A 16,152-nucleotide genomic window follows, 5' to 3' on the forward strand; every position below is an offset into this window, starting at 1 on the left:
CGCCGCCACACACCCCGGAGGCACCAGCCCGGGGCGTACCGCTCCGGTGCCCCCGGGACCTCACCATCTGGGACGACCATTGATGCGCAACAAGACCCTGCCCCTGACCGCCGCGCTGCTGGCCTCGGCCGTGCTCACGCTGTCCGCGTGCGGGAGCGGCGGCGGGGGCCATGACTCCGACAAGCCCGCCACCGTCCAGGCGGACACCCAGTCCGGGCAGTCCGGCCGACGGGCGCTGACCGTGCTCGACCCGCCCTTCACCAAGCCGGACCTCGTGCTCACCGACACCCACGGCAAGAAGTACGACCTGCGCGCCGAGACCAAGGGCCGGCCCACGCTCCTCTACTTCGGCTACACGCACTGCCCCGACGTCTGCCCGCTGACGATGAGCAACATCGCGGTGGCCAAGAAGCAGCTCCCCGAGGCGGAGCAGGCCAAGCTGCGCGTCGTCTTCGTCACGACCGACCCGGAGCGGGACACCCCGGCCGCGCTCGGCAGCTGGCTGCGCCAGCAGGACCCCGACTTCATCGGCCTGACCGGGAAGTTCGCGACCATCCAGCGCGCGGCCCGGTCGCTCGGCATCAGCATCGAGCCGCCGAAGAAGGAGAAGGACGGCACCGTCGTGTCCACGCACGGCACCCAGGTCGTGGCCTTCTCGCCGAAGACGAACGGCGGCTACCTGCTGTACCACGAGGACGCCACCGTCGACGACTACACCAAGGACCTGCCGAAGATAGTGCGGGGGGAGCGGCCGTGACCGGGCGCCGGGCCGAGCTGCCCGAGGCCCCCGTGACCGGCCGCCGCTCCGGCCTGCGCGAGGCACCCGTGACCGGCGCGCAGGGCCCCTCCCGTGCCCGTGCGGGGGCGCGGACCCGGGCGCGGGTGGCCGCGTTCGCGCTGGTGGCCGCAGTGGGGTGCGGCGCGCTCGCCGGGTGCGGGGGCGGCGCGGGAGCCGACGGCAAGGACGGCGGCCCGGCCGCGGCGGAGACGGCGGCGCCGCACCTGCGCGTCAGCGGCGCCTTCCTCCCCGAGCCCGTGGACACCGGCCTGGCCGCCGGCTTCCTCACCGTCCACGACACCGGCGGCGGCGACACCCTCACCTCGGTGACCAGCGACATCGCCGCCCGGGTCACCCTGCACCACACCACGGGCGGCCGGATGGAGATGCAGGACTCCTTCCGCGTGCCCGCGCACGGCTCGCTGGACTTCACCCGCGGCGGCAACCACCTGATGTTCGAACAGCTCACGCACAAGCCGAAGGTGGGCGAGACGGTCACCGTCCGGCTGCACTTCACCCGCTCCGGAACCCTCACCGTCAAGGTCCCGGTGCGGCCCGCCACCTACAACCCCGGCGCCGGGGCCCCGTCCGGGACGCCTGCGGGCGGGGCCGGCGGGACCGGCGGTCCCACCACCTCGTGAGGAGCTGACCGTGCAGAGCATCCCCCTCCGCTCCCGGCCCGGCCGCCGTGCGCTGTACGCGGTCGTCCTCTGCGCCCTCGCCTGCCTGGCCGTCCTGCTCGGTACCGCGGCGCCCGCCGGCGCGCACGCCGCGCTCACCGGCAGCGACCCCCGGCAGGGCGCGGTGGTGCGGACGGCACCGGCGCAGGTGTCGCTGACCTTCTCCGAGGAGGTCAGCATCGAGAGCGACGGAGTGCGGGTGCTCGACCCGGCGGGCCACAGCGCCACCACCGGCGCGGTCGCCCACACCGGCTCCGACACCTACCAGGTGCGCCTGCGCCCCGGCCTGCCGCACGGCACCTACACGGTCGCCTACCAGGTGATCTCCGCGGACAGCCACCCCGTCTCCGGCGCGTACACCTTCTCGGTGGGCGCGCCGTCCAAGACCTCCGTGTCGCTGCCGAGCCGGGCCGCGGGCGGCGGTGTGGTCGGCGCTCTGTACGACACCGCCCGGTATGCGTCGTACGCGGGGTTCATCCTGCTGGTGGGCGGGGCGGCGTTCGTCCTGGTCTGCTGGCCGCGGGGGGCCGGGGTGCGGCCGGTGCAGCGCCTGGTGGTCTCCGGCTGGGTGGCGATCACCGCGGCGACCCTGGCGCTGCTGCTGATGCGCGGCGCCTACACCGGCTCCGGCAAGGTGGCCGACATCGTCGACCTCGGCCTGCTGCACGACGTCCTCGGCACCAAGGAGGGCACCGCACTCGTCTCCCGGCTGCTGCTGCTCGCGGTGGCGGCGCTGTTCGTCGCGGTGCTCTTCGGGGCGTACGCACGGCGGAACGGGGCCGGGGCGGGGGGCGGTGGTGGCGTGGGGGCCGACGGCGGCCCGGGAGACGGCGGCGCGGGTGGCACGGGTGCGCCGGGTGGGCCCGGTGCGCCGGGTGTCGACGGTGCGGGTGCCCGCGGCGCGGGTGGCGCGGGTGGCACGGGTGCCCCGGCCGCCGGCGTCGTCGGAGGTGGCTCGGGCGCCGGGGCCGACGGCGCGGGGGACCTCGCGTTCGGGCTCGCGGTGGGCGGGGCGGTCGTCGCGATCGGGCTCGCGGCGACCTGGGCCCTGTCGGAGCACGCCTCCGTCGGCCTCCAGACCGGGCTCGCCATCCCGCTGGACGTCGTCCACCTGCTGTCCGTGGCGGCCTGGCTCGGCGGGCTCGCGGCGCTGCTCACCGCGCTGTACCGGGTACCGTCGATCGAGGCGGCCGCGGTGCGGCGCTTCTCGGCGCTGGCCTTCGGCAGCGTGCTCGCCCTCGTGGCCACCGGGCTCTACCAGACCTGGCGGCAGGTCGGCTCCTTCTCCGCGCTCACCGGCACGGACTTCGGGCGGCTCCTGCTCGTCAAGGTCGGCCTGGTCGCCGTGGTCGTCGGCATCGCCGGTACCTCGCGCCGCTGGACCGCGCGGCTGACGGACACCGCCGCGGCGGTGGAGCGGGCCGCGCACGCCGAGCGGCGGACGCCGGCCACGGTCGGCACGGCGGCCACGGTCGGCACGGCGGCGGGTTCGGACGCTCCGGGGCCGGTCATGACCGGTCCGGGCATGACCGGACCGGGCGCGGCCGAGCCTGGATCGGACGCGCCCGGACCAGAGTCGGACGCTCGCGGGCCGGACGGTGCCAGACCATACGCCGCCACAGGCGCCCCAGATGCCCCCGGTTCCGGGACCACCGGCACGGATACGGCCGCCTCGGGCCCCCCGAGGTCCTCGGGCGCCTCGGGCTCCCCAAGCACACCGAGTACACCGAGCACACCGAGTACACCGAGCACACCGAGCACATCGAGCACATCGACCACCGCGCCTGCGGACGCCGCCGCAGCGGACGCAGCAGCCCCGGGCGCCACCCGGGACCCGGCTGCCTCGGACACCGTCGCCCCCGCCATCCCCGCCCCGGTCCCCCGGCCCGAGGACACCGGGGCCGCCCAGCCGTCCGGTTCCGTCCAAGCCACCGGACCCGCCCGGGCCGCGCAGCTCGCCCGGCAGCGGGCCGCGATGGCCACGGCGCGGCGCAGGCGGCAGCGCGACGCCGACCCGGCCCGCGCCGGACTGCGCCGCTCGGTACTCGCCGAGGCGGCCGTGGCGGTCGTGGTGCTGGCCGTCACGACCATCCTGACCACGACGGAGACGGGCCGCACCGCGGAGCAGGCCGCGCACGCCGGCGCGGCGGCCGTCGTCCCCGGGGAGCAGGCCCCGCCGGTCTCCCTGGACGTGCCGTTCGACACCGGCGGTCCCAAGGGCCAGGGCACGGTGATGCTCGACCTCGACCCCAGCCGGCCGGGCCGCAACAGCATGGACATCATGGTGATGGACCCGGAGGGCGGGGCCCTCGACGTCCCCGAGGTGACGGTCGCCCTCACGCTGGGGTCCCGGCACCTCGGGCCGTTGCGGATCACGCCCAGGCGCACCGCGGCCGGCCAGTGGACCGCGAACGGCGTGGACGTCCCCATGGCGGGCGACTGGCAGTTCGCCGTGACCGTCCGCACCTCCGACATCGACGAAGTGACCGTCTACAAGAACGCGAAGATCGGCTGACCCACCATGGCGGACCCTGCCCACCCCTCCGACCCCGCGGACGCCCCCGGCCCCCGGCCGGCGCCGGACCACGCCGAGCCCCCGCCCCCCGCACCGGCCGCGTCCTTCGAGGGCACCCCTGCGGCGGGCGCCCCAGCGGAAACCAGCACCTCGGCAGCCGCTTCCGGTCCGCCCACACCCGCCGACCCCGCTCCCGCTGCCACCCGCAACCCCACCATCCCCGCCCAGCTCACCCGGCGCCGTCTGCTCGGCACCGCGGGAGCCGCCGGAGCGGCCGGCCTCGTCCTGGGAGCGGCAGGCGGCGCCGCGGGCTATGCCGTGGCCGGGGGCGACGCGCCGGCCGGGGCTCACGGAGCGGGGAGCGGGGCCACCACCCCGTTGACCACCCTCGGCTCCACCGCGGCGGTGTTTCACGGGAAACATCAGCCCGGCATCACCACCCCCATGCAGGCCAGCGGCCATCTCATCGCCTTCGACCTGCGCCCCGGCACCGGCCGCAAGGAGGCCGCCGCGCTGCTGCGCCGCTGGTCGGCGACGGCCGCACAGCTGATGGCGGGCGAGCCGGTGGCCGCGGGCGGGCATGACACCGGGATCGCCCTGGACGCCGGGCCCGCCTCGCTGACCGTGACGTTCGGCTTCGGCCATGGCTTCTTCGGCCGTACCGGCCTGGAGAAGCAGCGCCCCCTGGCCCTCGACCCGCTGCCGGACTTCTCCTCCGACCGGCTCGATCCGGCCCGCAGCAACGGTGACCTCTGGGTACAGATCGGCGCGGACGACGCCCTGGTCGCCTTCCACGCGCTGCGCGCCGTCCAGAAGGACGCGGCGGACGTGGCCCGGGTGCGCTGGCAGATGAACGGCTTCAACCGGTCGCCCGGCGCCACCGCCCACCCGATGACCACCCGCAACCTGATGGGCCAGATCGACGGCACCGACAACCCCGAACCGTCCGACCACGACTTCGACCAGCGGATCTTCGTCCCCGCGGACGGCACCCCGGGCTGGATGGCGCACGGCTCCTATGTCGTCGTACGCCGGATCCGGATGCTGCTCGACGACTGGGAGCGGCTGAGCGTGCCGGATCAGGAGAAGGTCATAGGGCGGCGGAAGTCCACCGGCGCGCCGCTGACGGGCGGCACCGAGCGGACCGAGATGCGGCTCGACCGGCTGGGCGCCGACAGCAAGCCGGTGATCCCGCTGAACGCCCACGCCCGGATCACCCGTCCCGACCAGAACGGCGGTGCCGCGATGCTGCGCCGCCCGTTCTCTTACCACGACGGGTTCGACGCCGACGGCACCCCGGACGCGGGCCTGCTCTTCATCTGCTGGCAGGCCGACCCGCTGCGCGGCTTCGTCCCCGTCCAGCGCAAACTCGACCGCGGTGACGCCCTCTCGGCCTTCATCCGCCACGAGGCCAGCGGCCTCTTCGCGGTACCGGGGGGCGCGGCCGACGGCGAGTACGTGGGCCAGCGCCTCCTGGAGGCGTAGGCGATGGGAGCCTGAAGCGGCCTGGGGGAGGTGGGGCGTCCCACAGGCGCAGGCGGGTGCCTGACGAGGCTCGGGGAGGTGGGGCGTCCCGGAGGGGTAGGCGCTGAACTTCCCCCGGGCGTACAGAACGGGGCACCCGGGTGTGTCCGGCGTCACTCGTGGCGCAGGCTAGGGTGACGCCATGTCGGCGACGCGTTTCACGTATCCCGGCCCCGAGGGAACCTTCACCGAGGCCGCCCTGCGCACGCTCCCGGAATCCGCCACCCGGGAGCTGGTGCCCATGGTGTCCGTGCCGGCCACACTGGACGCGGTACGCAGCGGCGAGGCCTCGGGCGCGCTGGTGCCGATCGAGAACTCGGTCGAGGGCGGGGTCACCGCCACCGTCGACGAGCTGGCCAGGGGCGAGCCGTTGATGATCTACCGCTAGGTGGTGCTGCCGATCGCGTTCGCGCTGCTGGCGCGGCCCGGCACCACGCTGGCCGACGTGAAGACGGTCACGGGCCCGGGCGCGGTGGCTTCGGAGCCGGTCACGGCTGCTCCCGCGCTTACCGCGGCCGCTCAGCCCATCCCCTGGGGACGTTATCCACAGGGGTTATCCACAGGCGGCACGGAGACCTGGGGACAAGTCGACAAGGAAGCGCGACACAGTCGACAAATCGCCCCACAAGTACCACATGCCCCCATGCCACCCCACGGCCGCCCCCGTCATCACTCGTCCACTATTTTCCCTTGATCAACTCTTTGGAGCGAACCAATTCCACTCGAAGGTGGGGCCGCATGGGGTTTGCTGAGGGAATCGTCCCGTTGTCGACCGATTTCGGAATGATCACTTTCCGTGCCTCCGAGGTAACCTTGCGATGTCCACAGATCTTCCACACAGGCTGTGGATAACTCTCCCGAGCGTGTGGACACCTGTGGACAACCCACGTCCCCCACGGCCTCCAAGTCCCCTTCTCAGCACCGGAATCGGGTCAAGCGGCCGCCCGCACGCTCCCTCGTCCCAGGGAATGCGGGGCAGCCGGTTGACGACCCCGGAACGCACAATTCCGCTTCTCTCCCCGCCCCGCGGCGGCCCGCATTCGGCATTTCCCTTTCGGGCAATTCGATCACCTCGGGGCGCGCCCGGCACGGGAGAGCGCCGATTCCGGAACGACCCGGAATATCGGCTCGTGGCCCGGGAGCGGGCACCGGTAGCCTTGACCGCGTGATTGACCTTCGCCTGCTCCGTGAGGACCCCGACCGCATCCGCGCCTCGCAGCGCGCCCGTGGCGAGGACGTCGCGCTCGTCGACGCCCTGCTCTCCGCCGACGAGCGGCGCAGGTCGTCCGGCGTCCGCTTCGACGAGCTGCGCTCCGAGCAGAAGTCGCTCGGCAAGCTGATCCCCAAGGCGTCCGGGGACGAGAAGCAGGAGCTGCTGGCGAAGGCGGGCGAGCTGGCCGCCGCGGTCAAGGCCGCCGACGCCGAGCGGGACGCGGCGGACGAGGAGACCAGGAACCTCCTCCTGAAGCTGGGCAACATCGTCCACGAGGACGTCCCGGTGGGCGGCGAGGACGACTTCACGGTGCTGGAGACGCACGGCACCCTCCGCGACTTCGCGGCCGAGGGCTTCGAGCCCAAGGACCACCTGGAGCTGGGCGAGGCCCTCGGCGCCATCGACGTCGAGCGCGCCGCCAAGGTCTCCGGGTCGCGCTTCTACTACCTCACCGGCGTCGGCGCCCTCCTGGAGCTGGCGCTCGTCAACGCCGCGATCGCGCAGGCCACCGAGGCCGGGTTCATCCCCATGCTGACGCCCGCGCTGGTCCGGCCGCGCGCCATGGAGGGCACCGGCTTCCTCGGCCAGGCCGCGGAGAACGTCTACCACCTCCAGGAGGACGACTACTACCTCGTCGGCACCTCCGAGGTCCCGCTCGCCGCGTACCACATGGACGAGATCCTGGAGGCCGAGCGCCTACCGCGGCGGTACGCGGGCTTCTCGCCCTGCTACCGCCGCGAGGCCGGCAGCTACGGCAAGGACACCCGCGGGATCTTCCGGGTGCACCAGTTCGACAAGGTCGAGATGTTCTCGTACGTCGCGCCCGAGGACGCGGAGGCGGAGCACGCGCGCCTGCTCGCCTGGGAGAAGCAGTGGCTGACCGCACTCGGGCTGCCCTTCCGGGTGATCGACGTGGCCACCGGCGACCTGGGCGCGTCGGCCTCGCGGAAGTTCGACTGCGAGGCGTGGATCCCGACGCAGGGGAAGTACCGCGAGCTGACCTCCGCGTCGAACTGCACGGAGTTCCAGGCGCGCCGGCTCACCATCCGGATGCGCGAGGGCAAGCGGGTCCGTCCGCTGGCCACGCTCAACGGCACGTTGTGTGCGGTGCCGCGCACGATCGTCGCGCTGCTGGAGAACCACCAGCAGGCGGATGGTTCCGTGCGGGTCCCCGAGGTACTGCGGGCGTACCTCGGGGGTCGGGAGGTTCTGGAGCCCAAGTGAGCACCGGTTCCGTCGGCGCGGGGGACCCGTCCGCCCCGCGCACCCCGGATCGCCCCCCGGGCTCGTCCCCGGACGCCGGACGGGCTCATGGGGTGGGCTCAGGTCCGGACGCCGGAGTGGCGCGCAGTGCGGGCTTGGACCGGACCACCGAACAGGCTCGCCGTGCGGGCTTGGACCAGACCACCGAGCAGGCACCCCGTACGGCCCGGGGCCGCAGCGCGGGCGGGGGTTTCCCGTACCGGCTGGTCGCGACCGATCTCGACGGGACGTTGCTGCGGTCCGACGGCAGTGTCTCGGAGCGGACTCGGGCGGCGCTGGCCGCGGCGGTCTCTGCGGGGGCCGCGCACCTCGTCGTCACGGGTCGTGCCGTGGCCTGGACCCGGTACATCCTGGACGACCTCGGGTACCGGGGCCTCGCGGTGTGCGGTCAGGGCGCGCAGCTGTACGACGCGGGGGCGCACCGGCTGATCACCTCGGTGACGCTGGACCGGAAGCTGGCCGCCCTCGCCGTGGAGCGGATCGAGGCCGTGACCGGGCCGCTGGCGCTGGCCGCGAGCCGGGACGGCCTTGAGGCGGACGTCCTCGTCGGCCCCGGCTACCGGGTGCACGAGGGGCCGCTGCCCGTGACCCCGTTCACCGACCGGGCCGAGCTGTGGTCCGCGCCACTGAACAAGGTATACCTCCAGCACCCCGGCATCGGCGACGACGAGCTGGTGCGGCTGGCCCGCGGCGCCGCGGGGGACCTGGTGGAGGTGACGATGGCGGGCGAGGCCATGGTCGAGCTGCTGCCGCTCGGCCTCACCAAGGCCACCGGTCTCGCTCTGGCCGCCCGCCGGCTGGGCGCCCGGCGCGCGGACACCCTGGCGTTCGGCGACATGCCGAACGACATTCCCATGTTCTCCTGGGCCGCGCACGGGGTGGCGATGGCGGACGCCCACCCGGACCTGCGGGCCGTCGCGGACCAGGTCACCGCCTCCAACGACGACGACGGCATCGCCCTCGTCCTTGAGGACCTGCTCAGTGCCTCTTGCGCCACCAGCGACGCCGCGCCCGGCTGAAGAACCAGCCCGCCGGGGGCTCGTCGGAGCGCCACGGCTGGGGCTCGGGGGCGCCGTTGCGCCAGCGCGCGGCGAGCATTCGCGCCCGTGCGGACGGCTCACGCCGCGGGGCGAGGCGTATGAAGTCCTCATCGAGACTGACCTCGTCCCACGTTTCTTCGCCGGGGGGCTGCTCCCCGTCCGGCCTGGGCTCGCTGCCCATCACTGCTCCTCACTCGACGGCGCGCACGGCGCCCTGCCTGCGGTTTCCGCGCCCGGTGGGCCCTGAAACGCGCACCCTCCCACCCAGTGTCCGGGTGGGAGGGTGAAGGCGGCGTCAAGATGTGTACGCCGTCGGCGAAGCGGTGGGATGGCTTTCGCGGGGTGCGCTAGCGCCTCCCCGCGCCCCCTCCAGCGCCGTCTCGGCGCGGCCCGCCTCTCTCCTCTCGGCCGGTGACCGGTTGCGCGCGCAGTTCCCCGCGCCCCTTCAACCCGGGGCTGCGCCCCGCCACCCACCAGGACCACCTGGAACTACGCGCCCACCCAAGCCCAGAGGCAAAAAGGGCGGGCACAGCCCCGCCCAAAAGGGGCGCGGGGAACTGCGCGACCAGCCACATCGAAACCGGCAGAGAACCACCGCCCCGAAGGGGCAGATCGGATGGTGCACCGCCCCGAAGGGGCGGCCCGGAGGGGACACCGCCCCGAAGGGGCAGGTGGGGCGGGGTGCCGGGCCGGAAGCACGGGTGACCCCGGGCCGGGGGCGGACCCCGGGTGAGGGGGCCCTACTCCTCACCCGCCAGCTTCAGCGCCCGCAACTTCTGCCCCGCATACCACGTAGCCACAACCGTCACGCCAACCAACAGCACCGTCGCCGTCGTCAACCCGACATCCGAGGTGACCAGGTCGTTGCCGGCCACCTTGTGGGCCACGGCCAGCGACCACTGCTGCACACTCAGCGTGCGCGCCCCCGACACGAACGAGCCGAAGAGCGCCTCCCACACCAGCGCGTAGACGAGGCCGAAGACCACCGCGTGCCGGGTGACCGTGCCTAGCAGCAGGAACACCGCGGCGTACGCGATCGACGAGACCAGCGCGGCGATGGTGTAGGCGACCGCGACCTGCTGGCCGTTGCCGTTCAGGATGAGGCCCGCGAGCAGCGTGGGGATGGCCGAGAACGCCATGGTCACGGCGATCGCCACGATCAGCTTGGTGACGATGATCGTGGGCCGCTTCACCGGCTTCGCGAGCAGGTAGACCACCGAGCCGTCGTCGATCTCCGGCCCGATCGCACCGGTGCCCGCGATCACGCCGATGATCGGCACCATGGTGGCCAGCGCGAAGCCGCCCAGCACATCGGAGGCGACCTGGTCGTCGGCGCCGGTGAGGACGCGCACCGCCGTGGCGATCACCAGCAGCAGGGCCGGCAGCGCGAAGAGGATCAGAGCCCGGCGGCGGCCGAGCAGGGCCCGGTAGGTGAGCCGGGCGACTGTGGGGTTGTACATCGTTCGGCCTCCTACGACCGCGACTAGGCCGCAACTAGATACGAGAAGACGGACTCGAGGGACTCGTCGGACGGCGAGACGGTGAGCAGCCGGACGCCGTGTTCCCGCGCGACCTTCGGCAGCAGCGCCGTGAACCGCCCGAAGTCGACCGCCTGGATGTGCAGCGCGCCCTCCTGGACGTCCACCTCGATACCGGCCGTCGACGGGTCCGCGATCAGCGCCGCGGCCAGCACCCGGTCGTCGCTGGAGCGGACCAGGTAGCGGTGCGGGCGGTCGGTCATCAGACGGCGGATCCTGCGGAAGTCGCCCGACGCGGCGTGCCGGCCCGCGACGATCACCTCGATGTGGGACGCGAGCTGCTCGACCTCCTCCAGGATGTGCGAGGAGAACAGCACCGTGCGGCCCTCGTCGCCCATCCGCCGCAGCAGCTCCATGAGCTGCATCCGCTGGCGCGGGTCCATGCCGTTGAACGGCTCGTCGAGCAGCAGCACGGACGGCTCGTGCACCAGCGCGGACGCCATCTTCACGCGCTGCCGCATGCCCTTGCTGTAGGTGGAGATCTTCCGGTCCTGGGCGTACTCCATCTCCACGGTGGCGAGCGCGCGGCGCGCCTCCGCGGGGCCGAGTCCGTGCAGTTCGGCGTTGGCCTCGACGAACTCCTTGCCGGTGAGGAAGTCGTACATCGCCTCACGCTCCGGCACGATGCCGATGCTCCGGTAGATCTCCTCGTTGCGCCAGATCGTCCGGCCGTCGAGGGTGACCGTGCCGGTGGAGGGGGCCAGGAAGCCGCCCATCATGTTGATGAGGGTGGACTTGCCCGCGCCGTTCGGGCCGAGCAGGCCGGTGACGCCGGGGCCGATGTCCATGGTGACGTCGTTGACGGCGACGACGTTGCCGAACCAGCGGGACGTGTGGTCGATGTGCAGTGTGCTCATGGGTTCAGCCCCGTCCTTGGGGGATGGTGGCGGGCGACGGACCGGTGGTGGGCGACGGACCGGTGGCGCACGGGCCCGGCCGCGCGGCGGGTGGGGTGGCGAGGGGGCGTGCGGTCGTCACAGGCCCGCCTTCCGGTAGCGCCGCACCAGCAGGCGGTAGCAGCCGGCGATGACGCCCAGCACGACCACCAGGTAGACCACGCCGAGGCCGGCGGAGATGTCGGGCCCGCCGGGGGCCGAGGAGTGGGCGCCGAGGAAGGCGCTCTGCACGCCGTCGATCAGCGTGATCGGCGAGAAGAGGCCGAGCCAGCCGATGGCCGACGAGCTGCCCTGGTTGAACGCGATGGCCTGCACGGTGGAGACGGCGCCGTAGGAGATCGTCAGGACGGCGATGACGGCCGCGATGCCGAAGCCGCGGCGCGGTGTGATCGCCGAGATGACGAGGCCGATCCCGGCGAAGAGGAGGGAGAGCAGCACCACGGAGACCAACCCCTGGAGGAAACCCTTCGTCTGGTCCGCGAAGTCGAGCTTCGCGAGCAGCGCGCCCGCATAGAGCACCAGCAGGGGCGCCGCGGTGAGGATGAGCAGGGCCGACGCCATGGCGGCGTACTTCGCGCGCACGTAGTCGCCGTGCTCAAGAGGACGGGAGAAGTACAGCGGAACCGTCTTGAACCGCAGGTCGCGGGAGACGGCCACCGGGGCCTGCGCGGCCAGGTAGAGGCCGATGACCGCCTGGAGGACGATCGCGTAGCGCGTGTAGTCCAGCGGCAGGTCCTTCGCCTTGGTGACGACGGTGACGGCCACCAGGATCAGCGCGGGCGCGACCATCGCCACGAACAGCACCATCGGCAGCACCTTGGACTTGGCCGAGCGGCCGAGTCCGTAGGCGCCCCGCAGGGACTGCGAGTACAGCGAGCGGGTGGCGTAGGCGCGGCCCAGCCGCGGGCCGTCGTAGGTGCGGTAGCCGATGTTGTGGATCCGGGACTGCTCGGCCAGGGTGGCCGCTCCGGCCCCGGGGGCCGGGTTCCCGGCCGCGCGGCCGGCCGGCCCGCTGTGCTCAGCCGCCATTGCGGACCGCCTCCTTGTGCTGCTCGTCGGGGTGGGCGCCGCCGGCGGGCGCGCCCGGGGCGGTGTCGTCGCCGGGGCGCGGGCCCTGGCCGGGGCCGCCGGAACCGGAACCGCCGGCCCCCGGGCCGTCGCCCGGGCTGGTGCCGCCGCTCTCCTCGGCACGGAAGACCTCGGCTATCCGGTGCCTGCGCTGCTCCATGCGGACCAGGCCGAGGCCCAGGTCGGCGACGGTGTCGCGGACGGCGTCGTAGGTCTCCTCGCCGTCGGCGGTGAGCAGCACGAGGTGGCCGGCGCCGGGCAGGCCGCTGCCGGACTCGGTGGTCAGGCCCCGGGCGGCGAGCGCCTCCCGCAGGGCCGCCGTGCCGTCCGGGTGCTCGTCGGTGTCGGTGACCTCGACGGCGAGCGTGGTGGTGATCTGTGTGAAGTCCGTGGTGGCGCTGGAGCGCAGCAGCTTTCCGCCGTCGATGACGACGACGTGGTCGCAGGTGCGTTCCAGCTCGCCCAGCAGGTGCGAGGTGACCAGGACCGAGATGCCGAAGTCGGTGTGCACCCGGCGGATCAGGCCCAGCATGTCGTCCCGGCCCACCGGGTCGAGGCCGTTGGTGGGCTCGTCGAGGAAGACGACCTGCGGGTCGTGGACGAGCGCCTGCGCCAGCTTGACCCGCTGCTTCATGCCGGTCGAGTAGCCCCCGATGGGCCGGTAGCGCTCCTCGTAGAGGCCGACGTGGCGCAGGGTGTCCGCGGTGCGCTCGCGGGCCGCGGTGGGCGGCAGCCCCGACATCCGGGCCATGTGCACGACGAACTCGGTGGCCGAGACGTCGGGCGGCAGGCAGTCGTGTTCGGGCATGTACCCGACACGCTCACGGATCTCGGCGCCCTTCGTCGCCACGTCCAGGCCCAGCACGGTGGCATGCCCCTCGGTGGCGGGCGACAGACCCAGCAGGATCTTGATCAGTGTGGACTTGCCGGCTCCGTTGGCCCCCACGAGTCCGGTCACACCGGGCCCGATATCCACGGAGAGCCGGTCAAGAGCGGTCACCCTCGGGAACCGCTTGCTCAGGCTTTCGGTCGCGATCACAGTCACACGTCGACGGTAGGGGTGGCGCCCGCTCCCGGCGTCAGACCAGAGTGCCGGACCCGTCTCAGCCTCCAGGCGTACGGGCCCGTAGGGGTAAGACTCCGGGGGGAGGGGGTCCGGCGGGGCACGGGGCGGCGCCCCGACGGTGGCTGACGCCGGCCGGGCCGGCGGGACCGGCTGCGGTCACGCCCGAAGCGGGCAGCCATGGGGCTCGGCGGTCCCGGACCCGGCAGCCCTGCACCCGGCGGTCCCGGACCCGGCAGCCCTGCACCCGGCGGTCCCGGACCCGGCGGTCCCGGACCCGGCGGCCTCGGACCCGGCGGCCTCGGACCCGGCGGCCTCGGATCCGGCAGCCTCGGACCCCGGCAGCCTCGGACCCCCGCACGGCGTGCCACCGGCGCCGGTGCGGCAGCAAAGCGGCATGGGCCGCCCAAAGGCCCCGAGTCGCCCGCCGGTTGTCCACAGGAATCGCCAATTCACCTGTGGATAACTGTACTTCGTTGTGGATCAAACCTCAGCCGGGCATTTTCTCCAGTGAATTTCCGTCCACCTGGAGGTGACGCCGAGGCGGGCACACACGGGTGAGCGCCCCGGCACGGTGGCACCACCCCGGGGCCGGAGGCGCACAGAACCCGCGAGGGAGAGCGCCCCCGGCGCGTCGCCGCAGGCCGTGACGGGCCCCGGTGCCGGTGCGTCCGCACGGGGCGGCGGTGCTCCCGCGTGAAAGGATGGCCGCGGATCCGCACCGACGTCCTGGAGGGCGAGCGCCCATGCGCAACGATCACTCCCCGCCTGCCGAACGCCCCCTGCGGGACGAGTCCATCGGCGGTTTCCTCGCCCGCCTCGCCGCCCGGGTGCCCGCCCCCGGCGGCGGCGCGGCCGCCGCGCTGCACGCCGCACAGGCCGCCGCCCTGCTGGGCATGGTCGCCCGCTACAGCACCGGCGAGAAGTACGCGGCACAGGCCGCGCTCGTCGCCCGGGTCACCGCCGCCACCGACGACCTGTGCGCGACCGCGATGCGCCTGGCGGAGGACGACGCCCGTGCCTTCACCGCCGTCACCGACGCCTACCGGCTGCCGCGCGCCACCGACGAGGAGAAGGCCGCGAGGTCGGCGGCGATCGCGCGTGCGCTGGCGGCCGCCGCGACCCCGCCCGCCGATGTCATCTGCACCGCCCTGCGCACCGTCGAACTGGCCGAGGAACTGCTGCCGGCCGCCAACCGCAACGTCCTCACCGACGTGGCCGCCGCCGCCGAGGCCGCCCGCGCGGCCGCCACCACCGCCCGGGTCAACGTCGAGATCAACCTCACCGGCATCAAGGATCCCCTGGTGCGCGCCGAGCTGACCGAGGCCGTACACCGGGTGGACGGCATCATGGCCCGCGCCGAGCAGGTCACCGCTGCTGTGCGCAAGGAGATCACCGCATGACGGCCCCCTCCCTGCGCGACCCCGACGGTCCCGGCTCCCCTGACGGTCCCGGCTCCCCCGGCACTCCCAGCTCCCCTGCCGTCCCCGGCCCTCCCGAGGACGGCATGACGCCCCGTTCCCCGGACGCCGGCGACGGGCGGACGCCCGCCCCGGCCCCGGGCGCCAGCACCCGCACGACCGCCCCGGCCGCGGAAGGCCCCACCCCTCACACGCCCGCCGCCTCCCCGGACGCCCCGCCCCACCGCGGGCAGACCGCCGCCGAGGCGTCCGCTCCGCCCCGGGTCCGGGAGCTTCAGGGCAGGGAGCTGGCCGCGGCGCTGCGCGCCGACGTCGCGGAGCGTGCCGCCGAGCTGGCCGCCCGCGGCACCGCGCCGCACCTCGCCGTGGTCACGGCGACCGCGGACGAGTCCAGCGCGTGGTACGTGCGCTCCATCGCCCGCAGCGCCGAGAAGGCGGGCCTGCACTGCACCATCGTGGATCTCGGGCCCGACGCGTCCGTGTCCGCCGTCCGGGCGCGGCTGCGGGAGCTGAGCGCCGACCCGGGCGTGCACGGCGTCATCCTGCAGACCCCGCTGCCCGCCGGCGCTCGCCTGGAGGATCTGGCGTCCGCGATCGACCCCGTCAAGGACGTGGACGGCGCCAACCCGCTCTCCCTCGGGCGCCTGGCCGCCGGTCTGCCCGCCTTCGCGCCCGCCACCGCGGAGGCGGTGATCGCGCTGCTCGACCACCACAGGATCCCGCTCACCGGCCGGCACGCGGTCGTCGTCGGCCGCTCCACCGTCGTCGGCAAACCCGCCGCACACCTGCTGCTCGACCGCGACGCCACGGTCACCGTCTGCCACTCGCGCACCACGGACCTCGCGGCGCTCACCCGCACCGCGGACGTGCTGGTCGCCGCCGTGGGACGGCCCCGGCTGATCACCGCGGAGCACGTCACGCCGGGCACGGTGATCATCGACGTGGGCACCAACGTCACCGAGGACGGCACCCTGGTCGGCGACGTCGACCCCGCCGCGGGGGCGCGCTCCGGCGCGATCACCCCGGTCCCGGGCGGCGTCGGCCCGGTCACCACGGCCCTTCTCCTCCAGCACACGGTGCGCGCGGCGCTGACGTTGTAAGGGGACGGGACGGCGCGGTGCTCGGTACTCATATGTGCGGCCGGGCGCACGCC

13 protein-coding genes and 1 pseudogene are annotated in these 16,152 nt (G+C 73.9%); 9 read left to right on the top strand and 5 right to left on the bottom strand.

The window, feature by feature from the left end:
• Window positions 1-82: 82 nt before the first annotated feature.
• From ACSMXW_RS17145 to ACSMXW_RS17175, 7 genes and pseudogenes are all read left to right on the top strand, one after another.
• Window positions 83-757 (top strand): SCO family protein, encoded by a 675-nt coding sequence (locus tag ACSMXW_RS17145; RefSeq protein ID WP_485807480.1) that lies wholly within the window; start codon window positions 83-85, stop codon window positions 755-757.
• Window positions 754-1,419, top strand: coding sequence for a copper chaperone PCu(A)C (locus tag ACSMXW_RS17150; protein ID WP_485807482.1), 666 nt, complete (start codon window positions 754-756; stop codon window positions 1,417-1,419). The genes ACSMXW_RS17145 and ACSMXW_RS17150 overlap by 4 nt, the downstream gene beginning before the upstream one ends.
• Window positions 1,420-1,429: 10 nt before the next feature.
• Window positions 1,430-3,973, top strand: a complete 2,544-nt coding sequence (locus ACSMXW_RS17155) for a copper resistance CopC/CopD family protein (protein ID WP_485807484.1) — start codon at window positions 1,430-1,432, stop codon at window positions 3,971-3,973.
• Between the two features lie 6 nt (window positions 3,974-3,979).
• Window positions 3,980-5,458 (top strand): iron uptake transporter deferrochelatase/peroxidase subunit, encoded by a 1,479-nt coding sequence (gene efeB / locus ACSMXW_RS17160; RefSeq protein WP_485807486.1) that lies wholly within the window; start codon window positions 3,980-3,982, stop codon window positions 5,456-5,458.
• A 181-nt stretch (window positions 5,459-5,639) separates the two neighbouring features.
• Window positions 5,640-5,960, top strand: a pseudogene (locus ACSMXW_RS17165) (prephenate dehydratase domain-containing protein); the annotation flags it as partial.
• Window positions 5,961-6,662: 702 nt separating this feature from the next.
• Window positions 6,663-7,934 carry a serine--tRNA ligase gene (gene serS, locus ACSMXW_RS17170; RefSeq protein ID WP_485807488.1) on the top strand — a complete coding sequence of 424 codons (1,272 nt, stop codon included), beginning with the start codon at window positions 6,663-6,665 and terminating at the stop codon, window positions 7,932-7,934.
• A 170-nt stretch (window positions 7,935-8,104) separates the two neighbouring features.
• Complete coding sequence (locus tag ACSMXW_RS17175) at window positions 8,105-8,992, top strand: HAD family hydrolase (protein ID WP_485807490.1); 888 nt, start codon at window positions 8,105-8,107, stop codon at window positions 8,990-8,992.
• Here ACSMXW_RS17175 and ACSMXW_RS17180 read toward each other — a convergent pair.
• The 5 genes from ACSMXW_RS17180 to ACSMXW_RS17200 form a co-directional block, all read right to left on the bottom strand.
• Window positions 8,952-9,194 carry an SGM_3592 family protein gene (locus ACSMXW_RS17180; RefSeq protein WP_485807492.1) on the bottom strand — a complete coding sequence of 81 codons (243 nt, stop codon included), beginning with the start codon at window positions 9,192-9,194 and terminating at the stop codon, window positions 8,952-8,954. The genes ACSMXW_RS17175 and ACSMXW_RS17180 overlap by 41 nt on opposite strands.
• Window positions 9,195-9,753: 559 nt before the next feature.
• Window positions 9,754-10,473: an ABC transporter permease gene (locus ACSMXW_RS17185; protein WP_485807494.1), complete on the bottom strand. Its 720-nt coding sequence runs from the start codon at window positions 10,471-10,473 to the stop codon at window positions 9,754-9,756.
• A gap of 23 nt (window positions 10,474-10,496) precedes the next feature.
• A complete protein-coding gene (locus ACSMXW_RS17190; RefSeq protein WP_485807495.1) occupies window positions 10,497-11,408 on the bottom strand; it encodes an ABC transporter ATP-binding protein in 912 nt (303 codons plus the stop codon).
• Between the two features lie 117 nt (window positions 11,409-11,525).
• Window positions 11,526-12,476: an ABC transporter permease gene (locus ACSMXW_RS17195; protein WP_485807497.1), complete on the bottom strand. Its 951-nt coding sequence runs from the start codon at window positions 12,474-12,476 to the stop codon at window positions 11,526-11,528.
• Complete coding sequence (locus ACSMXW_RS17200; protein ID WP_485808100.1) at window positions 12,466-13,554, bottom strand: ABC transporter ATP-binding protein; 1,089 nt, start codon at window positions 13,552-13,554, stop codon at window positions 12,466-12,468. The genes ACSMXW_RS17195 and ACSMXW_RS17200 overlap by 11 nt, the downstream gene beginning before the upstream one ends.
• A gap of 770 nt (window positions 13,555-14,324) precedes the next feature.
• Between ACSMXW_RS17200 and ACSMXW_RS17205 the strand changes: the two genes are divergently transcribed.
• Entirely contained in the window at window positions 14,325-14,981 is a 657-nt protein-coding gene (locus ACSMXW_RS17205; RefSeq protein ID WP_485807498.1) for a cyclodeaminase/cyclohydrolase family protein, read from the top strand.
• Window positions 14,978-16,099 (top strand): bifunctional 5,10-methylenetetrahydrofolate dehydrogenase/5,10-methenyltetrahydrofolate cyclohydrolase, encoded by a 1,122-nt coding sequence (locus ACSMXW_RS17210; RefSeq protein WP_485807500.1) that lies wholly within the window; start codon window positions 14,978-14,980, stop codon window positions 16,097-16,099. The genes ACSMXW_RS17205 and ACSMXW_RS17210 overlap by 4 nt, the downstream gene beginning before the upstream one ends.
• Window positions 16,100-16,152: the final 53 nt, after the last annotated feature.

It is taken from the genome of Streptomyces sp. DSM 116793 (genome assembly GCF_057320905.1).

What these genes read in the sequence shown, in the direction of transcription:
- ACSMXW_RS17145 (WP_485807480.1), top strand. Translation starts at nt 83, where the DNA reads ATGCGCAACAAGACCCTGCCCCTGACCGCCGCGCTGCTGGCCTCGGCC.
- efeB (WP_485807486.1), top strand. Translation starts at nt 3,980, where the DNA reads ATGGCGGACCCTGCCCACCCCTCCGACCCCGCGGACGCCCCCGGCCCC.
- ACSMXW_RS17180 (WP_485807492.1), bottom strand. Translation starts at nt 9,194, where the DNA reads ATGGGCAGCGAGCCCAGGCCGGACGGGGAGCAGCCCCCCGGCGAAGAA.
- ACSMXW_RS17185 (WP_485807494.1), bottom strand. Translation starts at nt 10,473, where the DNA reads ATGTACAACCCCACAGTCGCCCGGCTCACCTACCGGGCCCTGCTCGGC.
- ACSMXW_RS17190 (WP_485807495.1), bottom strand. Translation starts at nt 11,408, where the DNA reads ATGAGCACACTGCACATCGACCACACGTCCCGCTGGTTCGGCAACGTC.
- ACSMXW_RS17195 (WP_485807497.1), bottom strand. Translation starts at nt 12,476, where the DNA reads ATGGCGGCTGAGCACAGCGGGCCGGCCGGCCGCGCGGCCGGGAACCCG.
- ACSMXW_RS17205 (WP_485807498.1), top strand. Translation starts at nt 14,325, where the DNA reads ATGCGCAACGATCACTCCCCGCCTGCCGAACGCCCCCTGCGGGACGAG.
- ACSMXW_RS17210 (WP_485807500.1), top strand. Translation starts at nt 14,978, where the DNA reads ATGACGGCCCCCTCCCTGCGCGACCCCGACGGTCCCGGCTCCCCTGAC.